The organism is Massilia sp. ST3 (assembly GCF_018119405.1).
In the GTDB taxonomy this organism is placed as follows: domain Bacteria; phylum Pseudomonadota; class Gammaproteobacteria; order Burkholderiales; family Burkholderiaceae_D; genus Telluria.
This window is the reverse complement of record NZ_JAGPWC010000020.1, coordinates 38,318-62,593: the sequence shown is the minus strand read 5'-3', so window position 1 is coordinate 62,593 and position 24,276 is coordinate 38,318. Positions and strand designations below refer to the sequence as shown.

The window sequence follows — 24,276 nt, the reverse complement described above, 5'->3', positions numbered from 1 at the left end:
TTTGTAAGCGCCCTGCATAACGCGCACGCGAGAACGCTGCCGACCAGGCCGCTTTTGCTACACTTGGTCGCTTACCCGAGAGTCGACCAACCATGCAAATCAAACGGATTCCACGCCCCGCGCTGATCGCGGCGGCGGCAGCCTCACTGTGCGTCCTGGCTGCGTTCGCCCTGTCCGGCGGCGTCACCGCCAAGGACGAGCCGGCCCCGGCGCCCAAGCCCGCCCTGACCGTGTCCACCGGCCTGCCTTCGACCGCCAGCCTGCCCCTCAAGCTCACCGCCAACGGCAGCATCGCCTCCTGGCAGGAAGCCGTGATCGGCAGCGAATCGGGCGGGCTGCGGCTGACCGAAGTCCGGGTCAACGTGGGCGACGTGGTCAAGAAGGGCGAGGTGCTGGCCGTGTTCTCCGCCGAGACCGTGCGCGCCGACGTGGAGCAGGCCCGCGCCGCCGTGCAGGAAGCCCAGGCCAATGCCGCGGAGGCCGCGGCCAACGCCGGGCGCGCCCGCGCCCTGAAGAGCTCCGGCGCGCTGAGCGAGCAGCAGGTGACCCAGTACCTCACCGCCGAGCGTACCGCCGCGGCGCGCGTGAGCGCCGCCCAGGCCACGCTGACCCAGCAGCAGCTGCGCCTCAAGTACACGCAGGTGGTGGCGCCGGACAGCGGCGTCATCTCGGCGCGCAACGCCACGGTGGGCGCCGTGGTGGGCGTGGGCACGGAACTGTTTCGCATGATCCGCCAGGGCCGCCTGGAATGGCGCGCCGAGATCACCGCCCAGGACCTGGGCCGCATCCAGCCCGGCATGCGCGCTTATGTACGCGCCGCCAGCGGCGGCGAAGTCACCGGCAAGGTGCGCACCGTCGCGCCCTCGGTCGATCCGCAAACCCGCATCGCCCTGGTCTATGTCGACCTGCCGCCATCGCTTTCGGCCAACGCGCCGCTCAAGGCCGGCATGTTCGCCAGCGGCCGCTTCGAGCTGGGCGCCTCGAACGCCCTCACCGTGCCGCAGCAGGCGATCGCGGTGCGCGACGGCTTTTCCTACGTGTTCCGCCTGAACCGCGACAGCCGCGTGAGCCAGCTGAAGGTGAGCACCGGCCGCCGCCTGGGCGACCGGGTCGAGGTCACCGGCGGCCTGGCGGCCGGCACCCCGATCGTGGTCAGCGGCGCCGGCTTCCTGAACGACGGCGACCTGGTGCGCAACGTATCGGCACAACCCGCTGCACAACCCGCGGCGCAGCCCGCGGCAGCGCCCGCGCGTGCGGCGCGTTGAGAGGCTTGCGATGAATTTTTCCGCCCTCTCGATCCGCAACCCGATCCCGGCGATCATGCTGTTCGCCCTGCTCACCCTGGCCGGGCTGCTGGCCTTCAAGGCCAACAAGGTGCAGGACTTCCCCGACATCGAACTGCCGATCGTCACCGTCAGCGCGGTGCTGGACGGCGCCGCCCCGGCGCAGCTGGAGACCGAGGTCGCGCGCAAGATCGAGGATTCGGTCGCCACCCTGCAAGGGGTGAAGAACATCTATACCCGCGTGCTCGATGGCGTGGCCACCATTACCGTCGAGTTCATCCTCGAGAAGGACTTGTCGGACGCGGTGAACGACGTGCGCGACGCGGTCTCGCGCGTGCGCGCCGACCTGCCGGCCGAGATGCGCGACCCGAGCGTGACCAAGGCCGCCACCGCCGGGCGCGTGATCGCCACCTTCACGGTGGCGCGCGCGCCCGGCGCCGGCAGCGGCATGGACGACCAGGAGCTGAGCTGGTTCGTCGACAACGACGTCTCCAAGCGCCTGCTGAGCGTACCGGGCCTGGGTGCGGTCAAGCGCGTGGGCGGCGTGACGCGCGAAGTGCGCGTGGAGCTGATTGACGCCCGGATGGCGGCGCTGCGGGTGTCGGCGCTGGACGTTTCGCGTCAGCTGCGCAACGTGCAGCGCGAAGCGCCCGGCGGGCGCGGCGACGTCAGCGGCGCCGAGCAATCGGTGCGCACCATCGCCACCGTCAAGAGCGCCCAGGAGCTGGCGGGCATGGAGATTCCGCTGCCGGACGGCCGCAGCGTGCGCCTGGACCAGGTGGCGAACGTGGCCGACACGGTGGCCGAACCGCGCGCCATCGCCGAGCAGGACGGGCGCAAGGTGGTGGCCTTCGAGGTATTCCGCACGCGCGGCGCGGGCGAGGTCGACGTGGCGGAGGGCGCACGCGCGGCCGTGGCCCAGCTGCAAAAAGAGCATCCGAACCTGGTGCTGCGCGAGGTGATCGACAACTCCTTCGCGGTGGAAGAAAACTTCGACGCCTCGATGGAGATGCTGTACGAAGGCGCGGTGCTGGCGGTGCTGGTGGTGTGGTGGTTCCTGCGCGACTGGCGCGCCACCCTGATCGCGGCGGCGGCCCTGCCGCTGTCGGTGATCCCGGCATTCCTGGGCCAGTACCTGTTCGGCTACACCCTCAACATGGTGACCCTGCTGTCGCTGGCCCTGGTGGTGGGGGTGCTGGTCGACGATGCCATCGTCGAGATCGAGAACATCTCGCGCCACCTCCACATGGGCAAGACGCCGATGCAGGCGGCGCTGGAGGCGGCCGACGAAATCGGCATGGCGGTGATCGCCACCACCTTCTCGCTGGTGGCGGTGTTCCTGCCGACTGCCTTCATGGGCGGCATTCCCGGCAAGTTCTTCAAGCAGTTCGGCTGGACCGCCGTACTGGCGATCCTGGCCTCGCTGCTGGTGGCGCGCCTGCTGACACCGATGATGTGCGCCTACCTGCTCAAGCCCGCCAAGCCGCACCAGGAAGAAGACGGCCCCATCATGCGACGCTACATGCGGGTGATGAAATGGTGCCTGCGCCACCGCCTGGCCACGGCGATCGGCTCGGCCGTGTTCTTCTTCGGCTCGATCGCCCTGGTACCCTTGCTGCCAACCGGCTTCGTGCCCCCGGCCGACCGCTCGCAGACCCAGATCAACGTGGAGCTGGCGCCCGGCGCCACCCTGGCCGAGACCCACGCCGTGGCCGAGCAGACCCGCCTGGCGGTGATGGGGGTGCCGGGCGTAAAGAACGTGTTCAGCTCGATCGGTGGCGGCTCCAGCGGCGACGCCTTCGCGCCTGGCGCGGCGGCCGAAGCGCGGCGCGCGGTGCTGACCGTGAACACGGTGCACCGCGACGACCGCGACGAATCGCTCTCCGGTATCGAGCGGGGCATCCGCGAACGCGTGGCCGCGATCCCCGGCGCACGCTTCACCGTCGGCGCGCCGGATACCGGCACCAAGATGCAGCTGGTGCTGCGCAGCGAAGACCCGGAAGCGCTGCAGGCGGCGGCGCGCCAGGCCGAGCGCGAACTGCGCACGCTGCGCGGCATCGGCAATGTCAGCTCGAGCGCCTCGCTGGTGCGCCCGGAGATCATCGTGCGCCCGGACTTCGCGCGCGCGGCCGACCTGGGCGTGACGGCCGCCGCCATCGGCGAGACGGTGCGCGTGGCCACCGCCGGCGACTACGACCAGGCCCTGGCCAAGATGAACCTGGCCGAGCGCCAGGTGCCGATCCGCGTCAAGCTGCCGGACGCGGTGCGCGCCGACCTGGAGGCCATCGGCCGCCTGACCGTGCCAGGCGCGAACGGCCCGGTGCTGCTGGCGAACGTCGCCACCATCACGGTGGAAAGCGGCCCGGCCCAGATCGACCGCCTGAACCGCAGCCGCAACGTGACCCTGGACGTGGAACTGTCTGGCCGCTCGCTGGGCGAAGTCAACGCCGAGGCGCGCGCCCTGCCCGTGTTCCAGAAGCTGCCGCCCTCGGTGCAGATCGCCGAGCTGGGCGACGCCCAGGAGATGCAGGCGCTGTTCGCCAGCTTCGGCGTGGCGATGCTGATCGGCGTGCTGTGCATCTACGGCGTGCTGGTGCTGCTGTTCAACGATTTCATGCAGCCGGCCACCATCCTGGCCGCACTGCCCCTCTCGATCGGCGGCGCCTTCGTGGCCCTGCTGATCACACGCAACGCGCTGTCGATGCCGACCATGATCGGCCTGATCATGCTGATGGGGATCGTGACCAAGAACTCGATCCTGCTGGTGGACTATGCGATTTTGGCGCGCAAGGCGGGCATGAACCGCTTCGACGCCCTGGTCGACGCCTGCCACAAGCGTTCGCGCCCCATTGTGATGACCACCATCGCCATGGGCGCGGGCATGCTGCCGCTGGCGCTGGGATTCTCGGGGGACCCGAGCTTCCGCGCCCCGATGGCGATCGCGGTGATGGGAGGATTGATTACCTCGACCTTGCTCAGCTTGCTGGTGGTGCCTGCGGTGTTTACTTATGTGGATGACTTCGAGCATCTGCTCAAGCGTGGGAGGGACAGGCTGAGGAGGCATCCGGCGCAGCCGGTGGTGAAAACCGGGGAACCGAGTGTGGGATGATGTGTGCGCGTTACGGGTCTGCTGAGGAACTTGGGTTCCGGCCTTCGCCGGAACGACGGTCTCAAAGTTAACTTGCGGGATAGCGTCAGCACCTACTCATCCCAGCTACCCTGGCACGTCGTACGCGCCACTGGCGCCTACGACTTCCGGCGAAGGCCGGAACCTAAGTTTGTGTGCAGACCACCACCCTCACCTTGCACCACACCCCACAAAAAACGAAGCCCAGCCAAGCATAACGCTGGCCGGGCTCCTTCACGTTCCGCCCTGGTGGACGGTTAGCGATCAATAATCGCGGTAGTCGCGATACGAGCGGGAATCGCGCGAACGGTCGCTCGAACCACCCAGCAGCTTTGCCAGCACGAAGCCGACGCCGATGGCGGCCAGCAGGGCGCTGCCCGGGTTGTTGCGGACGTACTCGCGGCCTTGGGCCGACAGGTCCTGGTACTTCTCGTTCAGCTGCTGCGAGCGCTGGCCCATGCTTTCACGGGTGCTGCCCAGCATGCCGCTAACGCGGTCGACGCCGGCGTGCGCGGTGCTGACCAGGCGGTCCACCAGCGGCTGGGCTGCCTGGGCTGCCTTGTCGATACCCTGGTGCATCTTGTCAGGGCTCATCGAGGCCATGGCGCCCTTGATACCGCCCTGCTGCTGTTGCTGGCCCATGTCCGACTGGCTGCTGCCGGTGCTGCCGCCGCCCATGCTGCCGCTGCTGCCGGCGCTGGTGCCCAGGCTGCTGCCGGTGGTGCTGCCGGTGGTGCTGCCCATGTTGGTGCTGCTTGCGCTGCTGCCCATCGAGCCGCTGCTGCCGCTTGCGCTGCTGCCCATCGAGCCGCTGCTGCCGGCTGCGCTGCTGCCCAGCGAGCTGCCGGACGAGCCGGAGCTGGCGTTGCTGGTGCCGCCGACGGCGCCGCTGCTGGAGCTGGTGGCGCCGCTGGCGCTGCTCGGCGAGGCGTTGGCGCTGCCGAGGCTGCCGCCCGACGCACCGCTGCCCAGGCTCGAGCCCGATGCACCGCTGCTCTTGCCGAGATTGGAATCCTGGCCTTTACCGATGCTCGAACCTGCGCCCTCGCGGCTTGCGTCGCTGCCTTTTCCCTCGGTTGACTTCTGATTATCCATGATGTATCCCTCGTAAAGTGTAGACCAACGCGGAGTAGACCGATACTCGACTATCACCACATTCTTGCCTGATTTCGCCCGTAGGAGAACGAGGCGACGAGAATGCCTGCGCTACATCAATCAGTCCTGCGAGGACATGCTCTAGGTCAAGGTTGTCGGTGTCTGGACCTGGAGCAAGCTCAACAGTCGTGAAGGCAGGCAGCCATCTCGCCGTCGTCGTCGGGCGCACGCCAGTGGCGTCCGACACGAGTACAGTATCGGACCACTGGCTCGCGATACAAAAAATACAACGGACAACCTGTCCGGACCGTGCGCTGCCTAACAGAGCTCTGCTATCCGACGCGATCGTGCCGTGATCGGGTCCGAAATGCGGCCTGCATGCATCACTCTTCCTGTCCAGATTCCTCTTGCTTTCCTCCCCGTTTTCCCTAAAATATAAATGAGAATCATTATCAATTACGCGATTAGCCTGGGAGCGAGATCGAATGTGCGACAAGGAAGCGATGCATGAAGCGGCCCTACCCTACGCCCACATGCTGCAGGGCTCGCGCCGCCGGCGCGTCTGGGAACTCAGCCATGCCTGCCATTGCCCGCTGATCGGGGTGGGCCTGCCGCTGGGCGTCCTGCGCCGGCTGGTGGAGAAAGTGACTGGCGGCCAGCTGATGCATGACGACTACGAGATCCACGTCGGGGCCGTCAGCGATTGCCTGCTGCGCACCCCGGTCGCGGACGCCGTGCAGAAGGAACTCGAGCGCCGCTACGCGGTCAACGTCCAGCGCTTCCGCGCGGCGAAAACGACGGAAGACGTGGGCCGCATGTGGGACGCGGCAGTGGCGGCCGGCGACGTCGCCGGCGCCTTCTGGGCTGGCCTGAGCCACCCGCGCTGCACTGCCGAGCTCGAGGAAAAGATGTGCCGCGACATCCACATGGTGCAGCACCAGGCCGGCGCCTGCGCCCGCGCGGACATCAACAAGTTCAACGCGCTGCTGGCCGACAACGCGAGGCTGGAACGCGAGCTGGCGAAGACGCAGGAGCGCTGCCAGGCCCTGGTGCAGGACAAGGCCGAGGCGGCGGAGCGCCACGAACAGCAGCTGATGCAGGCGCGCGCCACGATCATCGGCAAGGACACCGAGGTCCACAAGCTGCGTACCGAGCTGGCCCAGCTGGCCGCCGCGGTGCCCGAGCTGGAAAGCCGCCAGCGCCTGGCCAACCGGGTGGCGCAGATGGAAGCGCGCGAGCAGGCCTTGCGGGCGCAGCTGGCCGAGCTGAAGGCGGCGCGGGTCGTTCCCGCAGCGCCGCAGGACGATCCGGCGCCGGCGCTCCCGTCCCCGCCCACGCCCGCGCCCCAGGAAGCGCCGGTGCGCCTGTTCAACCGCAGCGTGCTGTGCGTGGGCGGCCGGGATGGCAACGTGCCGAGCTACCGCACTCTGGTCGAGCGCGCCGGCGGCCAGTTCGCCCACCACGACGGCGGCCTGAAGGACAGCAGCAGCCTGCTCGACGCCAGCCTGGCCGCGGCCGACCTGGTGATCTGCCAGACCGGCTGCATCAGCCACGCCGCCTACTGGCGGGTGAAGGACCATTGCAAGCGCACCGGCAAGCGCTGCGTGTTCGTCGACAACCCGAGCGTGTCGAGCCTGGCGCGCGGGCTGCAGGAGGCGGGAGAGCCGGCGCTGGCCAGCGACAACTGAGCCGCGCGTAAGGCCCGGTGGACTTTTTCGATGCCATTGAGCAAAATCGTCTCCTGACCACGGAGACCAGCATGCCCACGATCGACCCGCGCATCGACGACTACATCGCCAACTCGGCCGAATTCGCCCAGCCCATCCTGCGCCACCTGCGCCAGGTCGTGCACGAAACCTGCCCGGACGTGGAAGAGACCATCAAATGGAGCATGCCCTTCTTCCTCTACCAGGGCATGCTGTGCAATATGGCCTCCTTCAAGGCGCATTGCGCCTTCGGCTTCTGGAAGGGCGAACTGCTGGTGGCGCAGGAAGACGACAAGGGGCGCGAGGCGATGGGCCAGTTCGGCCGCATCGCCTCGCTCAAGGACTTGCCGTCCAAGAAGACAATGGCCGCCTACGTCAAGAAGGCGATGGCCCTGAACACGGAAGGCGTGCAGGCGCCGGCGCGCGCCAAGCCGAACGCGGCGCGCGAACTGGTGGTGCCAGACTATTTCCTCGCCGCCCTGGAGGACAAGGCGGGCGCCAGGGAACACTTCGAAGCCTTCTCGCCCAGCGCCAAGCGCGAGTACGTGGACTGGCTGCTGGACGCCAAGACCGAGCCCACCCGCCTGCGCCGCCTGGAGCAGGCGGTGGAGTGGATTGCCGAAGGCAAGCAGCGCAACTGGAAATACCAGAACTGCTGAACCGGCGCCGGAATGCAAAAAGGGCCACCCTGACGGGTGGCCCTTCTCGCTATTCTGGTGCCGCTGACCGGAATCGAACTGGTGACCTTCGCATTACGAATGCGCTGCTCTACCGACTGAGCTACAGCGGCGAAAGAACCGTATTCTAGCAAATAACGCCACAAACTTGCTAGTGTGTATCGCTCGCTTGCGGCTTTATTGCAAAAAACTCAGGCCGCGTGGTAGCCGGTCACCACTTCCACTTCTTCCTTCGAACCCAGGAACACCGGCACGCGCTGGTGCAGCTTGGTCGGCGGGATGTCCATGATGCGGCCCTTGCCATCGGTGGCGGCGCCGCCGGCCTGCTCGACGATCATCGCCATCGGATTCGCTTCATACATCAGGCGCAGCTTGCCCGGCGAGGCGGGGTCGCGCAGGTCGGCCGGGTACATGAAGACACCGCCGCGGTTCAGGATGCGGTGCACGTCGGCCACCATCGAGGCGATCCAGCGCATGTTGAAGTCCTTGGCGCGCGGGCCGGTTTTGCCGGCCAGCAGCTCGTCGACGTAGCGCTGCACCGGCGGATGCCAGTGGCGCTTGTTCGACATGTTGATCGCGAATTCCTTGGTCGACTCCGGAATCTTCATGTCGCTCTGGGTCAGCACCCAGGAACCCATCTCGCGGTCCAGGGTGAAGCAGTGCACGCCGTTGCCGGTGGTTAGCACCAGCATGGTTTGCGGGCCATAGACCGCGTAGCCTGCCGCGACCTGGGCGGTGCCCGGCTGCAGGAAGTCCTGCTCGGTCGGCTGGGTCATGCCTTCCGGCGCCTTCAGCACCGAGAAGATGGTGCCGATCGAGACGTTGACGTCGATGTTCGAGGAGCCGTCCAGCGGATCGAAGAGCAGCAGGAATTCGCCCTTCGGGTAGCGGCTCGGGATCTGGCGGATGGTTTCCATTTCTTCGGACGCCATCGCGGCCAGGTGGCCGCCCCACTCGTTGGCTTCGAGCAGGATCTCGTTCGAGATCACGTCCAGCTTCTTCTGCACTTCGCCCTGGATGTTCTCGGTGTCGGCACTGCCCAGGACTTCGCCCAGCGCGCCCTTGCTGACCGAATAGCTGATGCGCTTGCAGGCGCGCGCCACGACCTCGATCAGGAGGCGCAGCTCGGCGTTGATGTTCTGGTGGAGGCGTTGCTCCTCTACCAGGTATTGGGTAAGGCTGACGCGTTTCATGGACTTCCTTTGGATGGGTTATTAAATTCTTTTGCGTAGGGTTGGCGGCTTCGCCGCCGACGCGTTCAAACGGCGTTTGCCGGTTCGTGTTCGACAACGGAGCCGTTAACGATCACCGCGTGGGCGGGGAACCCGCCCACCCTACGGATGCGCTGCGGCGTCAATTGGCAAGGGCCTTGCTGACCACCTCACGCACGTCGTTCGACAATTCCGGCTGGCCGGCCACCTGCTGCAGGGCCGTCTGCATCTGGACCTGCAGCTCCGGCGCATAGCGGCGCCAGCGGTCCATGGCGCGCGCCAGGCGGCTCGCGACCTGCGGGTTGAGCGCGTCGAGCGCGATCACCTGCTCGGCCCAGAACTGGTAGCCGCTGCCGTCCGGGGCGTGGAACTGCACCGGGTTGCTGGCGCAGAAGGCCGCCACCAGGCTGCGGGCGCGGTTCGGGTTACGCAGGGTGAAGGCCGGATGGCGCATCAGCGCGCGCACCGCCGCCACGTCGGTGGTCGGGGCGGTGGCCTGCATCGTGAACCACTTGTCCACGACCAGGGCTTCGCCCTTGAACTCCTGGTAGAACACGTCCAGCGCGTCGGCCGCTTCCGGCACCCGCGACTGGATCAGGGCGCTCAGCGCGGCGGCGCGGTCGGTCATGTTGTCGGCCGTGTCGAACTGGCGCTGGGCCATGGCCACGCTCTCGGCGTCCGGCACGGCGTTCAGGTAGGCCAGGGCCAAGTTCTTCAGTGCCCGCTTGCCGGCGGACGCGGCGTCCGGGCTGTAGGCGCCCGGCGTCTGGTTGGCTTCGTACTGCGCGATGAATTCCGCGCGCAGGCGCGTGCCGAGGTCGGCGCGCACGAACTGGCGCGCGGTGTGCACGGCCAGCGGGTCGACCTGGTCGAGCTGCTCCGAGATCATGGTTTCCGAAGGCAGCAGCAAGGCCTGCTCGCGGAAGGCCGGATCGAGCGATTCGTCGGCCAGCATCTTGCGCATCGCCTCGATGAAGGTGTCGTCCAGGTCCAGGCGGGTGGACGACACCTTCGCTTCGCCGGTGAGCTTGAGCAGGCGGCCCATGGCCAGGCGCTGCCCGGCTTCCCAGCGGTTGACCGGGTCGCTGTCGTAGCTGAACAGGTGCAGCAGTTCGCTGTCGCCGTAGCCATGCTGCAGGATCACCGGCGCCGAGAAGTCGCGCAGCACCGAGGGCACCGGCTGCTCTTTCACATCGGTGAACACGAAGGTCTGCTCGGCCTGGGTCAGTTCCAGCATCGCGGTCGTGCCGCGCGCCTGGCCATCGACCACCAGGCGCATGTCGCGGCCCTCGCGGTCGAGCAGGCCGACAGCTACCGGGATGTGGAAGGGCAGCTTGTCCGGCTGGCCAGGCGTCGGCGGGCAGGACTGGAAGAATTTCATGGTGTAGGTATGCGCCGTCTCGTCCCAGCGCGACTCGAAGCGCAGCTGCGGCGTGCCGGCCTGGCTGTACCAGCGCTCGAACTGGGCCAGGTCGCGCCCGTTGGCGTCGGCCATCGCGCGGCGGAAGTCGTCGCACTCGACCGCCTGGCCGTCATGGCGCTGGAAGTACAGGTCCATGCCCTTGCGGAAGCCGTCGCGGCCCAGCAGGGTCTGGTACATGCGCACCACTTCGGCGCCCTTTTCGTACACGGTCACCGTGTAGAAGTTGTTGATCTCCACAAACGAGTCGGGCCGCACCGGGTGGGCCATCGGGCCGGCGTCTTCCGGGAACTGGGCCTGGCGCAGGGTGCGCACCTGGTCGATGCGGGTGACGGCGCGGCCGGTATCGGTGCCGATCATGTCGGCGGTGAATTCCTGGTCGCGGAACACCGTCAGGCCTTCCTTCAGCGACAGCTGGAACCAGTCGCGGCAGGTGACGCGGTTGCCGGTCCAGTTGTGGAAGTACTCGTGCGCCACCACCGCCTCGATGCCCTGGAAGTCGACGTCGGTCGCCACCCGCGGGTTGGCCAGCACGAACTTGGTGTTAAAGATGTTCAGGCCCTTGTTCTCCATCGCGCCCATGTTGAAGTCGCTGGTGGCGACGATCATGAAGCGGTCCAGGTCGAGCTCGAGGCCGTAGCGCTCCTCGTCCCAGCGGATGCTGTGCTTGAGCGACTGCATCGCGTAGTCGGTCTTGTCGAGGTTGCCCTCTTCCACCCACACCTGCAGCAGGGCGTCGCGGCCGTCCGCCAGGCGGAAGGTCTCTTCCTGGCAGACCAGGCGGGCCGCCACCAGGGCGAACAGGTAGGACGGCTTCTTGAACGGGTCTTCCCACAGCGCGTAGTGGCGGCCGTCGTCCAGCTCGCCTTCTTCGAGCAGGTTGCCGTTCGAGAGCAGGACCGGGAAGCGCTCCTTGTCGGCGCGCAGCATGACCTTGTAGGTGGCCATCACGTCCGGGCGGTCCGGGAAGAAGGTGATGCGGCGGAAGCCTTCGGCCTCGCACTGGGTGAAGAAGTTCCCGTTGGAAACGTACAGCCCGCTCAGAGTGGTGTTCTGCTCGGGCACGCAAATCGTTTCGATCTCGAGGGTCACATGCGCCGGCGCCTCGAAGATGACCAGGGTGTTGTTGGCCAGGTGGTACTCACCCTTGCCGAGGGCCTTGCCGTTCAGGCGCAGCGCCACCAGCTCGATATCCTCCCCATGCAGCTCGATCGTCCGCTGCCCGCTGTCGGGATTGCGGCGCATCGTCAGCCGGTTGGCGACGACGGTGCGGGCCGGATCGAGGTCAAAGCCGAGCTCGACAGTATCCACGAGGTAACTCGGCGGGGTATAGTCCTTCCGGTAAATGGTCTGGGGCGTATCGGTGCGCATAGGGGAGTCCGCAAACACAGTGGATGAAGTGCTTATTTTACCAACAAGATTTTCAAGCGCTTCGTACGATTTCATGTATCGGAATGTGCCGTGCGTAACGGGGTGTAAATTACGCGCAATATATGCCGGACTAAAGCTAAGCTACATCATCGGGGAAAGACCGACTTCATCAAGGGAGAAAGCAATGAAACGCCTGATCATGGCCGCCGCGGGAACGGCGCTGGCGCTGCTGCTGGGAGGCTGCGCCACGACCTACCGCAGCGACGTCACGACCTTCCATCAATGGCCCGCCCAGATGGAAGACAAGACCTTTGTCTTCGAGGTGCCGCCGCCGGTGGACGACACGCTCGAATGGCGCAGCTACCAGGAACTGGTGCGCGGCGAACTGGCGCGCCTGGGCTTCCGCGACGCCAACGGCGCCACGCCGGCGCTGACCGTGGGGATGCGTTTCACCACCACCGACATCCCGGTGCGGGTGCTGGAGCCGGTGATGTCGCCCTTCTACCATCCAATGCCGCGCTTCGGCTACGGCTACCGCGGCTTCCACCGCCGCTACTGGGGCGGCTGGTACAGCCCCTTCTACGATCCATTCTGGGGGCCGTACCCGGCCTACCAGGTGTCGGTGGAACACCAGTACCGGCGCGAACTGCAGGTGTCGATCAAGCAGGCGAGCGACGCCAAGCGGCTGTTCGATGTCACGGTGCACAACACCAGCCGCGAGCTGTCGACGCCGGAAGTGATGCCGGCGCTGGTGAAGAGCGCGTTCGCGGGATTCCCTGGGGTGTCGGGGACGGCGCGAAGGGTCGAGGTGAAGCTGGAAGAGAAGAAGGGTTGAGCCACGGGAGTGGATGAAGGAAGGCCAGGCGGATGCCTGGCCTTTTTCATTTCCATTTGGCCCGCTACGTTACAACGTCGTTACGGCGAAGGCCGGAACGACGCTCTAGTGACTTCGGCGCTGACTCAGCTAAACCACGCCTCCGACCCAAACGTGATCGCCACGATCATCAGCAGCGCCGCCGCCAGCACGATCAGCAGCCGCCCAAACTTCGGCACCCCATCATCCCCCGGCGGCGAAGGGGGCTGGTCTCCGTTGGTGTCCCTCATGGCAGCAGCACCGTCGAACCGGTGGTGCGCCGGCTTTCGAGTGCGCGGTGCGCCTCGGCGGCCTGGGCTAGCGGGAAGGTCTGCTTGACCTCGATCTTCAGCTGGCCGCTCTCGACCATCCCGAACAGGTCCGCCGCCATCGCCTCCAGCTCGGTACGCGTCGCCATGTAGGCGCCCAGGGTCGGGCGGGTGAGGTAGAGCGAGCCGCGCTTGGCCAGCTCGCCCGGCGAGAAGGGCTCCACCGGCCCCGACGAATTGCCGAAGCTGACCATCAGCCCGCGCGGCTTCAGGCAGTCGAGCGAGGCGAAGAAGGTGTCCTTGCCCACCGAGTCGTACACCACCGGCACGCCAGCGCCATTGGTAAGGGCGCGCACGCGCGCCACGATGTCTTCCTCGTTGTAGTTGATGACATGGGCGGCGCCGTGCGCCAGGGCCAGCTCGCCCTTTTCCTTCGAGCCCACGGTGCCGATCAGGTTCACGCCGAGCGCGCGCGCCCACTGGCAGGCGATCAGGCCCACGCCGCCGGCGGCGGCATGGAACAGGATGGTCTGGCCGGCCGCGAGCGGGTAGGTGCTGCGGAACAGGTATTGGACCGTCAGCCCCTGCAGCATCATGGCGGCGGCGGTCTCGAAGCCCACCGCGTCCGGCAGCCTGACCAGCACGTGGGCCGGCATCGTGCGCAGCGCGGCGTAGGCGCCGTTCGGGCCGCCCGCGTAGGCGACACGGTCGCCCGGGCGCACATGGGTGACGCCCTCGCCCACCGCCTCGACCACGCCCGCCCCTTCCTGGCCCAGGCCGGCGGGCAGCGGCTGCGGATACAGGCCGGTGCGGAAATACACGTCGATGAAATTCAGCCCGATCGCGTGCTGGCGCACCAGCGCCTCGCCCGGTCCGGGATCACCCACGTCGACGTCGACATATTCCATGACTTCGGGACCGCCGTTGGCGGCGATCCGGATCGCTTTGGCGCGCATGCGGCCTCCTCTTGCTTATTTTCCGATGGCCGCGTGATAGGCGCCGCGCAGCTGCGACAGCACCAGGTGCGCGGTCGATACATTGGTGGCGCAGGCGATGTTGTGCACGTCGCAGGCGCGGACCAGGGCGTTGATGTCGGGTTCGTGCGGCTGCGGCGTCATCGGGTCGCGCAGGAAGATCACGCAGTCGATCTGGCCATTGACCAGCTGGGCGCCGATCTGCAGGTCGCCGCCCACCGGGCCGGAATGCATGCGCTCGACCGTCAGGCCGAGTTCATTGACCAGGCGTCCGCCGGTGGTGCCGGTGGCGGACAGGATGCAGGTCTGCAGGAAGTCGCGGTACTCGCCCGCGAGCTTGATCATGTCGTCCTTCTTCTTGTCGTGCGCGATGAGTGCGATGCGTGGGATGGGTTGGGTCGATTTGGTCATTTTTTGAGCGACAGGAGGTAAATCCCCACAAGCACAAGCCCGGTGCCGGCCAGCTGCACCGCCGTGATCGGCTCCCCGAGGATGAGGGCGCCGAGGAACAGCGTCGACACCGGTCCGATCATGCCTGCCTGCGAGGCGGTCGCCGCGCCGATGCGCTGCACCGCGACCATGGTCATAAAGACGGGGAAGATGGTACAGAATACTCCATTCGCGAGCGAGAGCCAGTAAACCGGCGCCGGCTGCACCAGCAGACTGGCCGGACGCAGCACGAAGAACTGCAGAATGCAGGCCGCGCTCGACACGCACATCGCGTAGGCCACCAGGCGCAGGGAACCGATGCGGCGCACCATCTCGCCCGAGCCCAGCAGGTAAACCGCGTAGCTGATCGCCGATCCCAGCACGAACAGGGAACCGAGCACCGCGCTGCCGGCGCCGCCCGCCAGGTCGTGCACGAAGACCAGCACGATGCCGCAATAGGCCAGCCCCAGGGCGCACCATTCGACCGCGCCAATGCGGCGCTTGAAGAACATCGCATTGATGACCAGGACGAAGGTCGGGGTCAGGAACAGGATCAGGCGCTCCAGCCCGACCGAGATGTGCTGCAGCCCGAGAAAGTCGAGGTAGCTCGACAGGTAGTAGCCGATCAGGCCCAGTCCGACCAGACGCCAGCGGTCGGACGGCGACAGCGGCGGGCCGGCGCGCATTTTCCAGATCGCGACGGCGGCGAACACCGGCAATGAGAACAGCATTCTGAACGCGATCAAAGTGACTGCATCGATGTGGTATCGGTACAGCAGTTTCGCGACCACGGCCTTCGTGGAAAACAGGACGGCGCCGCCAATGGCGATCGAGAGACCACCGATGAGGGCCGAGCGTGGTAAGGGAGCAGCAGGATTCGCGGCGAGGCTTTTGTTCATCCGACGATTGTAGAACGCCTGCGCCGAACCTGCTGACGGGTCCGTTGAACGCCGGCCGGGGCATGCGGTCGAACTGGACACGTCAACTTCAGGAGAAGCGCATGTCGCCCGCTCTCATTCCACCAAACGCACCGTCACCCCCGCGCAGGCGGGGGGCCAGGCTCGCCCGCGCATCCATGGCCGATCGGGGGGCCGCACCATGAACCTGATCGAAACCGGAAGCCACGCCGCCACCGACCGCCAGGTCCAACTGGGACTGGTCTGGCTGTCGCTGGTCGCCGCCCTGTGCTGGCTGGTGCTCCTGGTCGGCGCCCTGACCACGGGAGCCGGGGCGGAGTCCACCACCCCTTCCACCGGCACTCCGGCTCCCACGCCCTATGGCGCCGGCCAGCTGCTGCTCGTCACCGCCCTCTGGGGCGGAATGAGCACCGCCGTGATGCTGCCGCTCGCCATCCGCCCCACCATCCTGGTCGCGCGCGCGGCCCGCTGGCATTGCGCACCCATGCCGCGCCTGCGCACGGCGCTGTTCGTGCTGGGCCACCTGCTCCCCTGCGCCGGTTTTACGCTGCTCGCGGCCCTGATGCAATGGACCCTGCACGACGCCGCCATGCTCGACGACAGCATGGCGGTGCGCTATCCGGGCGCTCTCGGCCTCGCGCTGGTGGCGGCCGGCATCTACCAGTGGCTGCCGGCCAAGCATGCCTGCCTGGAGCACTGCCGCGCGCCGCTCCCCGGCCTGCTGGCCGACTGGAGCGACGATCCCCACGACGCCCTGCGCCGCGGCGTCGGCCACGCCCGCACCTGCATGGGCAGCATCTGGCTGCTGATGCTGCTGCCGCTGTGGGCCGGGCCGCTCCACCCGGCGCCGGTCGCCGCCCTGCTGCTGCTGGCGCCGGCCGAAATCAGGCTGGCGGGCGGCCACTGGATCGCCAGCGCGGGCGGGCTGGCGCTGCTGGCCTGGGGGACCTGGCTGTTGTTTCCGTGAGTCGGGCCTGACGTTTTTGCAAGAGTGGCCTATGTTAGAATGTCGGCCACTCTTGCATACTGGGAGCCGTAGCCGCTTCCCTTACCGTCTAAGGAATTCTCGACATGGCTGGACACAGCAAATGGGCCAACATCAAGCATAAGAAAGCCGCCACCGACGCCAAGCGCGGCAAGATCTGGACGCGCCTGATCAAGGAAATCACCGTGGCTGCGCGCATGGGTGGGGGCGATGTCGCCACCAACCCGCGTCTGCGCCTGGCGGTCGACAAGGCCGCCGATGCGAACATGCCGAAGGATAACGTCACGCGCGCGATCCAGCGCGGTTCGGGCGGCCTGGAAGGCGTCAACTACGAGGAAGTGCGCTACGAAGGCTACGGCATCGGCGGCGCGGCGATCATCGTCGACTGCATGACCGACAACCGCGTGCGTACCGTGGCCGAAGTGCGCCACGCCTTCAGCAAATTCGGCGGCAACATGGGCACCGAGGGCTCGGTGGCCTTCATGTTCAAGCACACCGGCCAGTTCCTGTTCGCCCCGGGCGTGGAAGAAGACAAGCTGATGGAAGCCGCGCTCGAAGCCGGCGCCGACGACGTCGTCCCGGACGAGGAAGGCGGCTTCGAAGTGCTGTGCGATCCGTTCGCCTTCGCCGGCGTGAAGGATGCGCTGGAGCAGGCCGGCTTCAAGGCCGAAGTGGCGGAAGTCATCATGAAGCCTGCGACCGAGACCGTGTTCACCGGCGAAGACGCGGCCAAGATGCAGAAGCTGCTCGACGCGCTGGAAAACCTGGACGACGTCCAGGAGGTCTACACCAACGCCGTGATCGAAGAATAAACCGGAAGCTCCCATGAAAATCCTCGTAGTCGGCTCGGGCGGCCGCGAACACGCCCTGGCCTGGAAACTGGCCCAATCCGAACGCGTCCAGACCGTCTTCGTCGCCCCCGGCAACGGCGGCACCGAACTCGATGCGCACCTGGTCAACGTCGAGATCACGGACCCGGCGGCCCTGGCCGACTTCGTGGTGGCCGAAGGCATCCACCTGACCCTGGTCGGCCCGGAAGCGCCGCTGGCGGCGGGCATCGTCAACCTGTTCCGCGCGCGCGGCCTCAAGATCTTCGGCCCCACCAAAGAGGCGGCCCAGCTGGAAAGCTCGAAGGACTTCGCCAAGGCCTTCATGCAGCGCCACGGCATCCCGACCGCCAGGTACCAGAGCTTCTCGGATGCGGCCCAGGCCCACGACTACATCAAGGCCAGCGGCGCCCCGATCGTCATCAAGGCCGACGGCCTGGCGGCCGGCAAGGGCGTGGTGGTGGCGATGACCCTCGACGAGGCGCATGCCGCGGTCGACCACATGCTGTCCGATAACGCCTTCGGCGACGCCGGCGCGCGCATCGTGATCGAGGAATTCCTGGCCGGCGAGGAAGCCAGCTTCATCGTCATGTGCGACGGCAAGAACGTCCTGGCCCTGGCCACCAGCCAGGACCACAAGCGCCTCAAGGACCAGGACGAAGGCCCGAACACGGGCGGCATGGGCGCCTACTCCCCGGCCCCGATCGTGACCCCGTCGATGCACGCGCGCGTGATGCGCGAGATCATCAACCCGACCATCCAGGGCATGGCCAAGGACGGCATCACCTATACCGGCTTCCTGTACGCCGGCCTGATGATCGACGCCGAAGGCAACCCGCGCACCCTGGAATTCAACTGCCGCATGGGCGACCCGGAAACCCAGCCGATCATGGCGCGCCTGAAGAGCGACTTCCTGGGCGTGGTGGACCACGCCTGCAACGGCACCCTGGACGCCGTGGAACTCGAATGGGACCGCCGCACCGCGGTGGGCGTCGTGATGGCCGCCGAAGGCTATCCGGAAAGCCCGCGCAAGGGCGACATCATCGACGGCATCCCGGCCGAGACGCCCGAATGCATCACCTTCCACGCCGGCACCCAGATGGTGGGCGGCACCCTGCAGACCAGCGGCGGCCGCGTGCTGTGCGTGGTCGGTCTGGGCGACAGCGTCAAGATGGCGCAGAAGCAGGCGTACGAGACGGTGGAAAAAATCCACTTCAATGGCGCGCAGTATCGCCGTGATATCGGGTGGCGCGGGGTGAAGTGATTCGCGTGGCCGCTGAGCGTTAAGCAGCGGCTACGCATGCAAACTTGGGTTCCGGCCTGCGCCGGAACGACGGTTCTTGGGCTGGTGGTCGAAATTCGGCAAACTGATTTCGGCCACGCCCCTCAACCCGTCGTTCCGGCGAAGGCCGGAACCCAAGTTTCTTCGAGCAGCCGCAGCGGCAGTCATCACCACCGAACAAACAGCAAACGTAACAACACCTCGATGCCAGGTGTACAATCTGCCCACTTTTTCGCATTCTTATCCGATCCGCATGTCCACCCCATCCCCCCACGCCGTCAAAGCCTGGCTGCTCTCGCTCCAGGCCCGCATCGTGCAAGCCCTCGAGGAAGTCGACGGCAAGCCCTTCCTGCGCGACGCCTGGGAACGCCCTGAAGGCGGCGGTGGCATCTCGCGCCTGATCGAGGAAGGCAATGTGATCGAACGCGGCGGCGTGAACTTCTCCCACGTGATGGGCAAGAACCTGCCGCCCTCGGCCATGGCCGCGCGCCCCGAACTGGCCGGCCGCGCCTGGGAAGCCATGGGCGTATCGCTGGTGCTGCATCCGCGTAACCCCTACGCGCCCACCGTGCACATGAATGTGCGTTTCTTCGAAGCCACAGCGGAAGGCAAGGACCCGGTCTGGTGGTTCGGCGGCGGCATGGACCTGACGCCCTACTACGGCGATACCGGCGACGCCCGCCACTTCCACCAGGTCTGCCACGACGCCCTCGCGCCCTATGGCGAGGCGCTGCACCCGCGCTTCAAGGCCTGGTGCGACGAGTATTTCTACCTGAAGCACCGCAAGGAAGCGCGCGGCGTGGGCGGCATCTTCTTCGACGATTTCAACGAAGCGGGCTTCGACCAGTCCTTCGCGATGGTGCAGAGCGTCGGCGATCACTTCCTCGACGCCTACCTGCCCATCCTCAATGCACGCAAGGACACGCCCTACGGCGAACGCGAACGCGACTTCCAGGCCTACCGCCGCGGCCGCTATGTCGAATTCAACCTGGTCTGGGACCGCGGCACCCTGTTCGGCCTGCAATCGGGCGGGCGCACCGAAGCCATCCTGATGTCGATGCCGCCGATCGTGAAATGGCGCTACGACTGGCACCCGGAACCCGGCAGCCCCGAGGCCCTGCTGTATACGGACTTCCTGGTCCACCGGGACTGGCTGCAGTCGTGACCTTCTGCGTTGCCTTGCTGGGAGGAAGTTTTGACCCAGTGCATCACGGCCACGTCGCACTGGCCGAGCTGTTCGCCGCCTTGCTGCATCCCGACCAGCTGCGCGTGCTGCCGGCCAGGCCCTGGCAAAAAGGCGCCTTGCAGGCCAGCGACGCCGACCGGGTGGCCATGCTGGAACTGGCGTTCCAGGACAAGCCCTTCCCGGTCCTGCTGGACCTGCAGGAAATCGAACGCGGCCAGCCGACCTATACCGTCGACACCCTGCGCGCCCTGCGCGCCGAGCTGGGCCCGGACGCCTCCATCGTGTTCCTGATGGGCGCCGACCAGTTGCAGAAGCTCGACACCTGGCGCGACTGGCATGCGCTGTTCGGGCTGGCCAACCTGGGCGTGGCGGCCCGCCCCGGCTATGACCTGGCAAGCGACAAGCTGCCGCCACAGGTAGCCCAAGAATTGTCCGCGCGGCTTGCAACGCCGGACGCGGTGCGGGAATCCCCGCACGGAAAAGTTTGTCTGGCGCAGACGCTGGCGGTCGACATCTCGGCCACGCGGATCCGCGACGCCCTGCGCGATGGCGCAGACGCAAGCGCGCTGGTGATGGCGCAAGTGCTAGACTATATTCAACAACACAACCTCTATAAAAACTAATGGATATCAAGAAACTGCAAACCCTGGTGGTCGACGCCCTGGAAGACGTCAAGGGCCAGGACATCGTCCTGTTCGACACCACCCACCTGACCAGCCTGTTCGACCGCATCGCCGTGGTCTCGGGCACCTCGAACCGCCAGACCAAGGCGCTGGCGGCATCGGTGCGCGACAAGGTCAAGGCGGCGGGCGGCGACGTGGTCGGCCTGGAAGGCGAAGACACCGGCGAATGGGTGCTGGTCGACCTGGGCGACATGATCGTCCACATCATGCAGCCTGCCATCCGCCAGTACTACCGCCTGGAAGAAATCTGGGGCGAGAAGCCGGTCAAGCTGGGCGCGGCCAAGCGCAAGTCGACGCCGGAAGCGGCCGAGGCGGCGGAAGTCAAGCCGAAGTCCAAGCACCTGGCGGCCAACCAGGACCAGCCGGAAGCCAAGCCGGTGCGCGAGCGCAAGCCGGCAGCCAAGAAAGCGGCTGCTGCCGAAGCGCCGGCCAAGAAGCCTGCCGCCAAGAAAGCACCAGTCGGCAAGACCGTCAAGGTAGCGCCGAGCAAGAGCGAAACCGCCGCGGTCGAGGCGCTGAAGGCCAAGCCGCCGAAGCGTGTCTCCACCAAGGCCGCCGCTCCCGCCGCCGACGCGGCGCCGGCCAAGAAGGTGATCCGCCGCGTGAAGAAAGCGGCAGAGTAAGCCTCGATGCAGTTGTTGATTGTCGCGGTCGGCCACAAGATGCCGGCCTGGATCGAGACCGGCTTCGCCGAGTACGTCAAGCGCATGCCGCCCGAGCTGCGCATCGTGCTCAAGGAAATCAAGCCGGTCGAGCGGTCCGGCAGCAAGACGGCGGCCACCGCGATGGCGCTCGAACGTGAGCGTATCGAAGCGGTGCTGCCGAAAGGCGTGCGCATCATTGCCCTGGATGAGCGCGGCAAGGACCTGACCAGTGTCGGCCTGTCGCGCCAGCTCGAGCAGTGGCAGCAGGACGGGCGCGACACCGCCTTCCTCATCGGCGGGGCCGACGGCCTCGATCCGGAGCTGAAGGCACGCGCCGAAGGCATGATCCGCATCTCCAGCATGACGCTGCCGCACGGAATCGTGCGCGTCATGCTGGCGGAACAGTTGTACCGTGCCTGGACCATCACCCAGAACCATCCGTATCACCGCGTCTGAGCCGCCATGTTCACGAGACCCAACGACAAGAAAATCTATCTCGCTTCGAAGAGCCCGCGCCGGCGCGAGCTGCTGCGCCAGATCGGCGTGGACTTCGAACTGCTGGCCCTGCGCGCCGACCCGGCGCGCGGCGTGGACGTCAGCGAAGACGTGCACCCGGGCGAAGCGCCCATGGACTACGTGGCGCGCGTGGCGCGCGAAAAAGGCGCCTTCGCCTGGAACATGGTGCTGGCCCGCCGCCAGCCGATGCGTCCCGTGCTGTCGGCCGACACCACCGTCACCATCGACGGCCAGATCCTCGGCAAGCCCGCCAACACCCGCGAAGCGCAAGACATGCTCGAGCGCCTGTCCGGCCGCACCCACCAGGTGCTGACCGCGGTGGCGGTGCACGGCATGAATATCGCGGAACACATCACGCAAGTCTCCGACGTGCGCTTCGCCAAGCTCACCCCGGAACAGATCCGCGCCTACTGCGCCTCGCCCGAGCCCTACGACAAGGCCGGCGGCTACGGCATCCAGGGCGCCGCCGCCGTGTTCATCGAGCACATCGAGGGCAGCCACTCGGGCATCATGGGCCTGCCCCTGTTCGAGACGGCGAACCTGCTGCGCAAGGCCGGCTACGCCGTCTGACTGGCCGGATCGCCTGCCGTAGGGTGGACGGCTTCGCCGTCCACGCGTTCAAGCCTCGTCACCCAGCCCGTACGCGATCACGGAGCCGCCAACGATCACCGCGTGGGCGGGAGACCCGTCCACCCTACCCGACTGCTACCGTAGGGTTGGCGGCTCCGCCGCCGACGCGTTCAAACCACGTTCGCCGGCCTGTGCGCGATAACGAAGCCGATAGCGGCCACCGCGTCGGCGGCTAAGCCGCCAACCCTACCTCATTGCCGCGTCCCACCGTGTATCATGTCAGTCTGAACAACACTGCACGGCCGGGCCCATGAACGAAGACATCCTCATCAACATCACACCGCAGGAAACGCGCGTCGCGCTGGTCCTGCAGGGCGCGGTTCAGGAGCTGCACATCGAACGCACGCTCACGCGCGGGTTGGCGGGGAACATCTACCTGGGCAAGGTCGTGCGCGTGCTGCCGGGCATGCAGTCGGCCTTCATCGACATCGGCCTGGAACGCGCCGCCTTCCTGCACGTGGCCGACATCTGGGAAGCGCGCAGCCACGAAGGCAACGGCAACCCGCCCACCCCGATCGAGAAGCTGCTGTTCGACGGCCAGGTATTGACGGTGCAGGTCATCAAGGACCCGATCGGCACCAAGGGCGCCCGCCTGTCGACCCAGGTCTCGATCGCCGGCCGCATGCTGGTCTACCTGCCGCAGGACCAGCACATCGGCATCTCGCAGAAGATCGAGAAGGAAGCCGACCGCGAACTGCTGCGCACCCGCATGCAGAACCTGCTCCCGGGCGAGGAAAAAGGCGGCTACATCGTGCGCACCCAGGCCGAGGACGCCTCGGACGAGGACCTGAAGGCCGACATCGACTACCTGCGCAAGACCTGGGGCGCCATCGTCCAGGGTGCGCGCACCCGGCCGCCCACCACCCTGCTCTACCAGGACCTGAGCCTGGCCCAGCGCGTGCTGCGCGACTTCGTGCACGACGAGACCGCCACCATCCAGGTCGACTCGCGCGAGAACTACCTGAAGCTCGTCGATTTCGCCCAGGTGTATACCCCCAGCGTGCTGGCGCGCCTGACCCACTACACCGGCGAGCGCCCGCTGTTCGACCTCTACGGCGTGGAAGAGGAAATCCTGCGCGCGCTGGGCCGCCGCGTGGACCTGAAATCGGGCGGCTACCTGATCGTCGACCAGACCGAGGCGATGACCACCATCGACGTCAACACCGGCGGCTTCGTCGGCGGACGCAATTTTGCCGACACCATCTTCAAGACCAACCTGGAAGCGGCCCACGCCATCGCGCGCCAGCTGCGCCTGCGCAACCTGGGCGGCATCATCATCCTCGACTTCATCGACATGGAGAACAACGAGCACCGCAACGCGGTGCTGGCCGAGCTCAAGAAAACCCTGGCGCGCGACCGCACCAAGGTCTCGGTGAGCGGCTTCTCCGCACTCGGCCTGGTCGAGATGACGCGCAAGCGCACCCGCGAGTCGCTGGCCCACATCCTGTGCGAACCCTGCCCCGCCTGCAGCGGCAAGGGCCAGGTCAAGACCAGCCGCACGATCTGCTACGAGATCCTGCGCGAACTGCTGCGCGAGGCCAAGCAATTCAACCCGCGCGAATTCCGCATCGTCGCCTCGCAGGAGGTGATCGACCTGTTCCTGGAAGAGGAATCCCAGCACCTCGCGATGCTGGGCGACTTCATCGGCAAGCGCATTTCGCTGCAGGTGGAAAAGGGTTATCACCAGGAACAGTACGACGTCATCCTGATGTAGGACGCTCGCTCCCGGCCCGCCGGGATGCCGACTCCTCGCTCTTGCGCTCCTCGTTGATCTCCTTGGTCAGGAAGTAGTTCAGCCCGGTACGGATGACGGCGATGGCGGCGAGCTTGCCGATCCGGTCCCAGGTCGGGGCCACCGAGGTGGAGAGGATGTCGGCGGCCAGCTGCAATTCCAGCGCCAGGGTCAGGTAGCGGGCGAAGGTCAGCCGGATCGGCAGGAAGCCGCCGCCCTGCCGCGACAGCACATGCCGCACCAGGCCGGCCACGACCAGCACCACCCCGACCGCGATCACCAGCGCGCCGAGCGCTTCCACCACCAGCCGCAGCCATTCCACGCAGGCGCGGACCTGCTCTTCGATATGCGAAAACAAGGCGTCTCCCGGGGTTCGCCGATACTGGGCAGCTCAACTCTAGCCGAATTGCCCAGGAGCCCGCGCACGCAAAATCAGCGCGTGGACGGCGCGGCCATCCG

General features: G+C 66.8%; 22 protein-coding genes and 1 tRNA gene. 14 read left to right on the top strand and 9 right to left on the bottom strand.

Going from position 1 to position 24,276, the window contains the following annotated elements; all coding sequences use genetic code 11:
* Positions 1 to 92: 92 nt before the first annotated feature.
* Entirely contained in the window at positions 93 to 1,265 is a 1,173-nt protein-coding gene (locus tag KBW98_RS09330; protein ID WP_211519846.1) for an efflux RND transporter periplasmic adaptor subunit, read from the top strand.
* A 10-nt stretch (positions 1,266 to 1,275) separates the two neighbouring features.
* The gene (locus KBW98_RS09325) at positions 1,276 to 4,392 is read left to right on the top strand and encodes an efflux RND transporter permease subunit (RefSeq protein WP_211519845.1); all 3,117 of its coding nucleotides are present in this window, start codon (positions 1,276 to 1,278) and stop codon (positions 4,390 to 4,392) included.
* A 282-nt stretch (positions 4,393 to 4,674) separates the two neighbouring features.
* Here KBW98_RS09325 and KBW98_RS09320 read toward each other — a convergent pair whose 3' ends face one another.
* A complete protein-coding gene (locus KBW98_RS09320; protein WP_211519844.1) occupies positions 4,675 to 5,505 on the bottom strand; it encodes a YqjD family protein in 831 nt (276 codons plus the stop codon).
* Between the two features lie 485 nt (positions 5,506 to 5,990).
* Here KBW98_RS09320 and KBW98_RS09315 point away from each other — a divergent pair, with 485 nt between their 5' ends.
* Positions 5,991 to 7,193, top strand: coding sequence for a DUF2325 domain-containing protein (locus tag KBW98_RS09315; RefSeq protein WP_211519843.1), 1,203 nt, complete (start codon positions 5,991 to 5,993; stop codon positions 7,191 to 7,193).
* A gap of 71 nt (positions 7,194 to 7,264) precedes the next feature.
* The gene (locus KBW98_RS09310) at positions 7,265 to 7,870 is read left to right on the top strand and encodes a YdeI family protein (RefSeq protein WP_211519842.1); all 606 of its coding nucleotides are present in this window, start codon (positions 7,265 to 7,267) and stop codon (positions 7,868 to 7,870) included.
* A gap of 55 nt (positions 7,871 to 7,925) precedes the next feature.
* Here KBW98_RS09310 and KBW98_RS09305 read toward each other — a convergent pair.
* The 3 genes from KBW98_RS09305 to pepN all read right to left on the bottom strand — a co-directional run bounded on the left by KBW98_RS09305 (position 7,926) and on the right by pepN (position 11,890).
* A tRNA-Thr gene (locus tag KBW98_RS09305) sits at positions 7,926 to 8,001 on the bottom strand.
* 78 nt (positions 8,002 to 8,079) lie between these two features.
* Entirely contained in the window at positions 8,080 to 9,081 is a 1,002-nt protein-coding gene (locus KBW98_RS09300; RefSeq protein WP_211519841.1) for a class 1 fructose-bisphosphatase, read from the bottom strand.
* Between the two features lie 160 nt (positions 9,082 to 9,241).
* Positions 9,242 to 11,890: an aminopeptidase N gene (pepN, locus tag KBW98_RS09295; protein ID WP_211519840.1), complete on the bottom strand. Its 2,649-nt coding sequence runs from the start codon at positions 11,888 to 11,890 to the stop codon at positions 9,242 to 9,244.
* Between the two features lie 184 nt (positions 11,891 to 12,074).
* Between pepN and KBW98_RS09290 the strand changes: the two genes are divergently transcribed.
* Positions 12,075 to 12,725 carry a DUF4136 domain-containing protein gene (locus tag KBW98_RS09290; protein ID WP_211519839.1) on the top strand — a complete coding sequence of 217 codons (651 nt, stop codon included), beginning with the start codon at positions 12,075 to 12,077 and terminating at the stop codon, positions 12,723 to 12,725.
* Between the two features lie 125 nt (positions 12,726 to 12,850).
* Here KBW98_RS09290 and KBW98_RS09285 read toward each other — a convergent pair whose 3' ends face one another.
* The 4 genes from KBW98_RS09285 to KBW98_RS09270 are packed head-to-tail and all read right to left on the bottom strand — an operon-like array spanning position 12,851 to position 15,314.
* Positions 12,851 to 12,994 (bottom strand): hypothetical protein, encoded by a 144-nt coding sequence (locus tag KBW98_RS09285; protein WP_211519838.1) that lies wholly within the window; start codon positions 12,992 to 12,994, stop codon positions 12,851 to 12,853.
* On the bottom strand, positions 12,991 to 13,968 hold the full coding sequence (locus KBW98_RS09280) for a quinone oxidoreductase (protein ID WP_211519837.1): 978 nt from the start codon (positions 13,966 to 13,968) through the stop codon (positions 12,991 to 12,993). Before KBW98_RS09280 ends, KBW98_RS09285 begins: the two co-directional genes overlap by 4 nt.
* 15 nt (positions 13,969 to 13,983) lie before the next feature.
* Entirely contained in the window at positions 13,984 to 14,397 is a 414-nt protein-coding gene (locus KBW98_RS09275; RefSeq protein ID WP_211519836.1) for a methylglyoxal synthase, read from the bottom strand.
* On the bottom strand, positions 14,394 to 15,314 hold the full coding sequence (locus KBW98_RS09270; RefSeq protein WP_211519835.1) for a DMT family transporter: 921 nt from the start codon (positions 15,312 to 15,314) through the stop codon (positions 14,394 to 14,396). The genes KBW98_RS09275 and KBW98_RS09270 overlap by 4 nt, the downstream gene beginning before the upstream one ends.
* A 199-nt stretch (positions 15,315 to 15,513) precedes the next feature.
* Here KBW98_RS09270 and KBW98_RS09265 point away from each other — a divergent pair, with 199 nt between their 5' ends.
* The 9 genes from KBW98_RS09265 (at position 15,514) to rng (ending at position 23,799) form a co-directional block, all read left to right on the top strand.
* On the top strand, positions 15,514 to 16,299 hold the full coding sequence (locus KBW98_RS09265) for a DUF2182 domain-containing protein (RefSeq protein WP_211519834.1): 786 nt from the start codon (positions 15,514 to 15,516) through the stop codon (positions 16,297 to 16,299).
* A gap of 104 nt (positions 16,300 to 16,403) precedes the next feature.
* Positions 16,404 to 17,129 (top strand): YebC/PmpR family DNA-binding transcriptional regulator, encoded by a 726-nt coding sequence (locus KBW98_RS09260; protein WP_211519833.1) that lies wholly within the window; start codon positions 16,404 to 16,406, stop codon positions 17,127 to 17,129.
* Positions 17,130 to 17,142: 13 nt separating this feature from the next.
* Positions 17,143 to 18,408 carry a phosphoribosylamine--glycine ligase gene (gene purD / locus KBW98_RS09255; RefSeq protein WP_211519832.1) on the top strand — a complete coding sequence of 422 codons (1,266 nt, stop codon included), beginning with the start codon at positions 17,143 to 17,145 and terminating at the stop codon, positions 18,406 to 18,408.
* A 271-nt stretch (positions 18,409 to 18,679) separates the two neighbouring features.
* Positions 18,680 to 19,591 carry an oxygen-dependent coproporphyrinogen oxidase gene (gene hemF / locus KBW98_RS09250; RefSeq protein ID WP_211519831.1) on the top strand — a complete coding sequence of 304 codons (912 nt, stop codon included), beginning with the start codon at positions 18,680 to 18,682 and terminating at the stop codon, positions 19,589 to 19,591.
* Positions 19,588 to 20,235 (top strand): nicotinate-nucleotide adenylyltransferase, encoded by a 648-nt coding sequence (locus KBW98_RS09245; RefSeq protein ID WP_211519830.1) that lies wholly within the window; start codon positions 19,588 to 19,590, stop codon positions 20,233 to 20,235. Before hemF ends, KBW98_RS09245 begins: the two co-directional genes overlap by 4 nt.
* Entirely contained in the window at positions 20,235 to 20,918 is a 684-nt protein-coding gene (rsfS, locus tag KBW98_RS09240; protein ID WP_211519829.1) for a ribosome silencing factor, read from the top strand. Before KBW98_RS09245 ends, rsfS begins: the two co-directional genes overlap by 1 nt.
* 6 nt (positions 20,919 to 20,924) lie before the next feature.
* On the top strand, positions 20,925 to 21,395 hold the full coding sequence (gene rlmH, locus KBW98_RS09235; protein ID WP_211519828.1) for a 23S rRNA (pseudouridine(1915)-N(3))-methyltransferase RlmH: 471 nt from the start codon (positions 20,925 to 20,927) through the stop codon (positions 21,393 to 21,395).
* A gap of 6 nt (positions 21,396 to 21,401) precedes the next feature.
* Positions 21,402 to 22,025 (top strand): nucleoside triphosphate pyrophosphatase, encoded by a 624-nt coding sequence (locus KBW98_RS09230; protein ID WP_211519827.1) that lies wholly within the window; start codon positions 21,402 to 21,404, stop codon positions 22,023 to 22,025.
* A gap of 310 nt (positions 22,026 to 22,335) precedes the next feature.
* Positions 22,336 to 23,799 carry a ribonuclease G gene (gene rng, locus KBW98_RS09225; RefSeq protein ID WP_211519826.1) on the top strand — a complete coding sequence of 488 codons (1,464 nt, stop codon included), beginning with the start codon at positions 22,336 to 22,338 and terminating at the stop codon, positions 23,797 to 23,799.
* Here the strand turns inward: rng and KBW98_RS09220 are convergent.
* Positions 23,786 to 24,175, bottom strand: coding sequence for a DUF1622 domain-containing protein (locus KBW98_RS09220; RefSeq protein ID WP_211519825.1), 390 nt, complete (start codon positions 24,173 to 24,175; stop codon positions 23,786 to 23,788). The genes rng and KBW98_RS09220 overlap by 14 nt on opposite strands.
* Positions 24,176 to 24,276: the final 101 nt, after the last annotated feature.

Coding starts and splice junctions, on each gene's coding strand:
- purD (WP_211519832.1), top strand. CDS start 17,143: ATGAAAATCCTCGTAGTCGGCTCGGGCGGCCGCGAACACGCCCTGGCC.
- rsfS (WP_211519829.1), top strand. CDS start 20,235: ATGGATATCAAGAAACTGCAAACCCTGGTGGTCGACGCCCTGGAAGAC.
- KBW98_RS09325 (WP_211519845.1), top strand. CDS start 1,276: ATGAATTTTTCCGCCCTCTCGATCCGCAACCCGATCCCGGCGATCATG.
- KBW98_RS09300 (WP_211519841.1), bottom strand. CDS start 9,081: ATGAAACGCGTCAGCCTTACCCAATACCTGGTAGAGGAGCAACGCCTC.
- KBW98_RS09270 (WP_211519835.1), bottom strand. CDS start 15,314: ATGAACAAAAGCCTCGCCGCGAATCCTGCTGCTCCCTTACCACGCTCG.
- KBW98_RS09280 (WP_211519837.1), bottom strand. CDS start 13,968: ATGCGCGCCAAAGCGATCCGGATCGCCGCCAACGGCGGTCCCGAAGTC.
- KBW98_RS09315 (WP_211519843.1), top strand. CDS start 5,991: ATGTGCGACAAGGAAGCGATGCATGAAGCGGCCCTACCCTACGCCCAC.
- pepN (WP_211519840.1), bottom strand. CDS start 11,890: ATGCGCACCGATACGCCCCAGACCATTTACCGGAAGGACTATACCCCG.
- hemF (WP_211519831.1), top strand. CDS start 18,680: ATGTCCACCCCATCCCCCCACGCCGTCAAAGCCTGGCTGCTCTCGCTC.
- KBW98_RS09290 (WP_211519839.1), top strand. CDS start 12,075: ATGAAACGCCTGATCATGGCCGCCGCGGGAACGGCGCTGGCGCTGCTG.
- KBW98_RS09285 (WP_211519838.1), bottom strand. CDS start 12,994: ATGAGGGACACCAACGGAGACCAGCCCCCTTCGCCGCCGGGGGATGAT.
- rng (WP_211519826.1), top strand. CDS start 22,336: ATGAACGAAGACATCCTCATCAACATCACACCGCAGGAAACGCGCGTC.
- KBW98_RS09330 (WP_211519846.1), top strand. CDS start 93: ATGCAAATCAAACGGATTCCACGCCCCGCGCTGATCGCGGCGGCGGCA.
- KBW98_RS09230 (WP_211519827.1), top strand. CDS start 21,402: ATGTTCACGAGACCCAACGACAAGAAAATCTATCTCGCTTCGAAGAGC.
- rlmH (WP_211519828.1), top strand. CDS start 20,925: ATGCAGTTGTTGATTGTCGCGGTCGGCCACAAGATGCCGGCCTGGATC.
- KBW98_RS09320 (WP_211519844.1), bottom strand. CDS start 5,505: ATGGATAATCAGAAGTCAACCGAGGGAAAAGGCAGCGACGCAAGCCGC.
- KBW98_RS09260 (WP_211519833.1), top strand. CDS start 16,404: ATGGCTGGACACAGCAAATGGGCCAACATCAAGCATAAGAAAGCCGCC.
- KBW98_RS09310 (WP_211519842.1), top strand. CDS start 7,265: ATGCCCACGATCGACCCGCGCATCGACGACTACATCGCCAACTCGGCC.
- KBW98_RS09275 (WP_211519836.1), bottom strand. CDS start 14,397: ATGACCAAATCGACCCAACCCATCCCACGCATCGCACTCATCGCGCAC.
- KBW98_RS09265 (WP_211519834.1), top strand. CDS start 15,514: ATGAACCTGATCGAAACCGGAAGCCACGCCGCCACCGACCGCCAGGTC.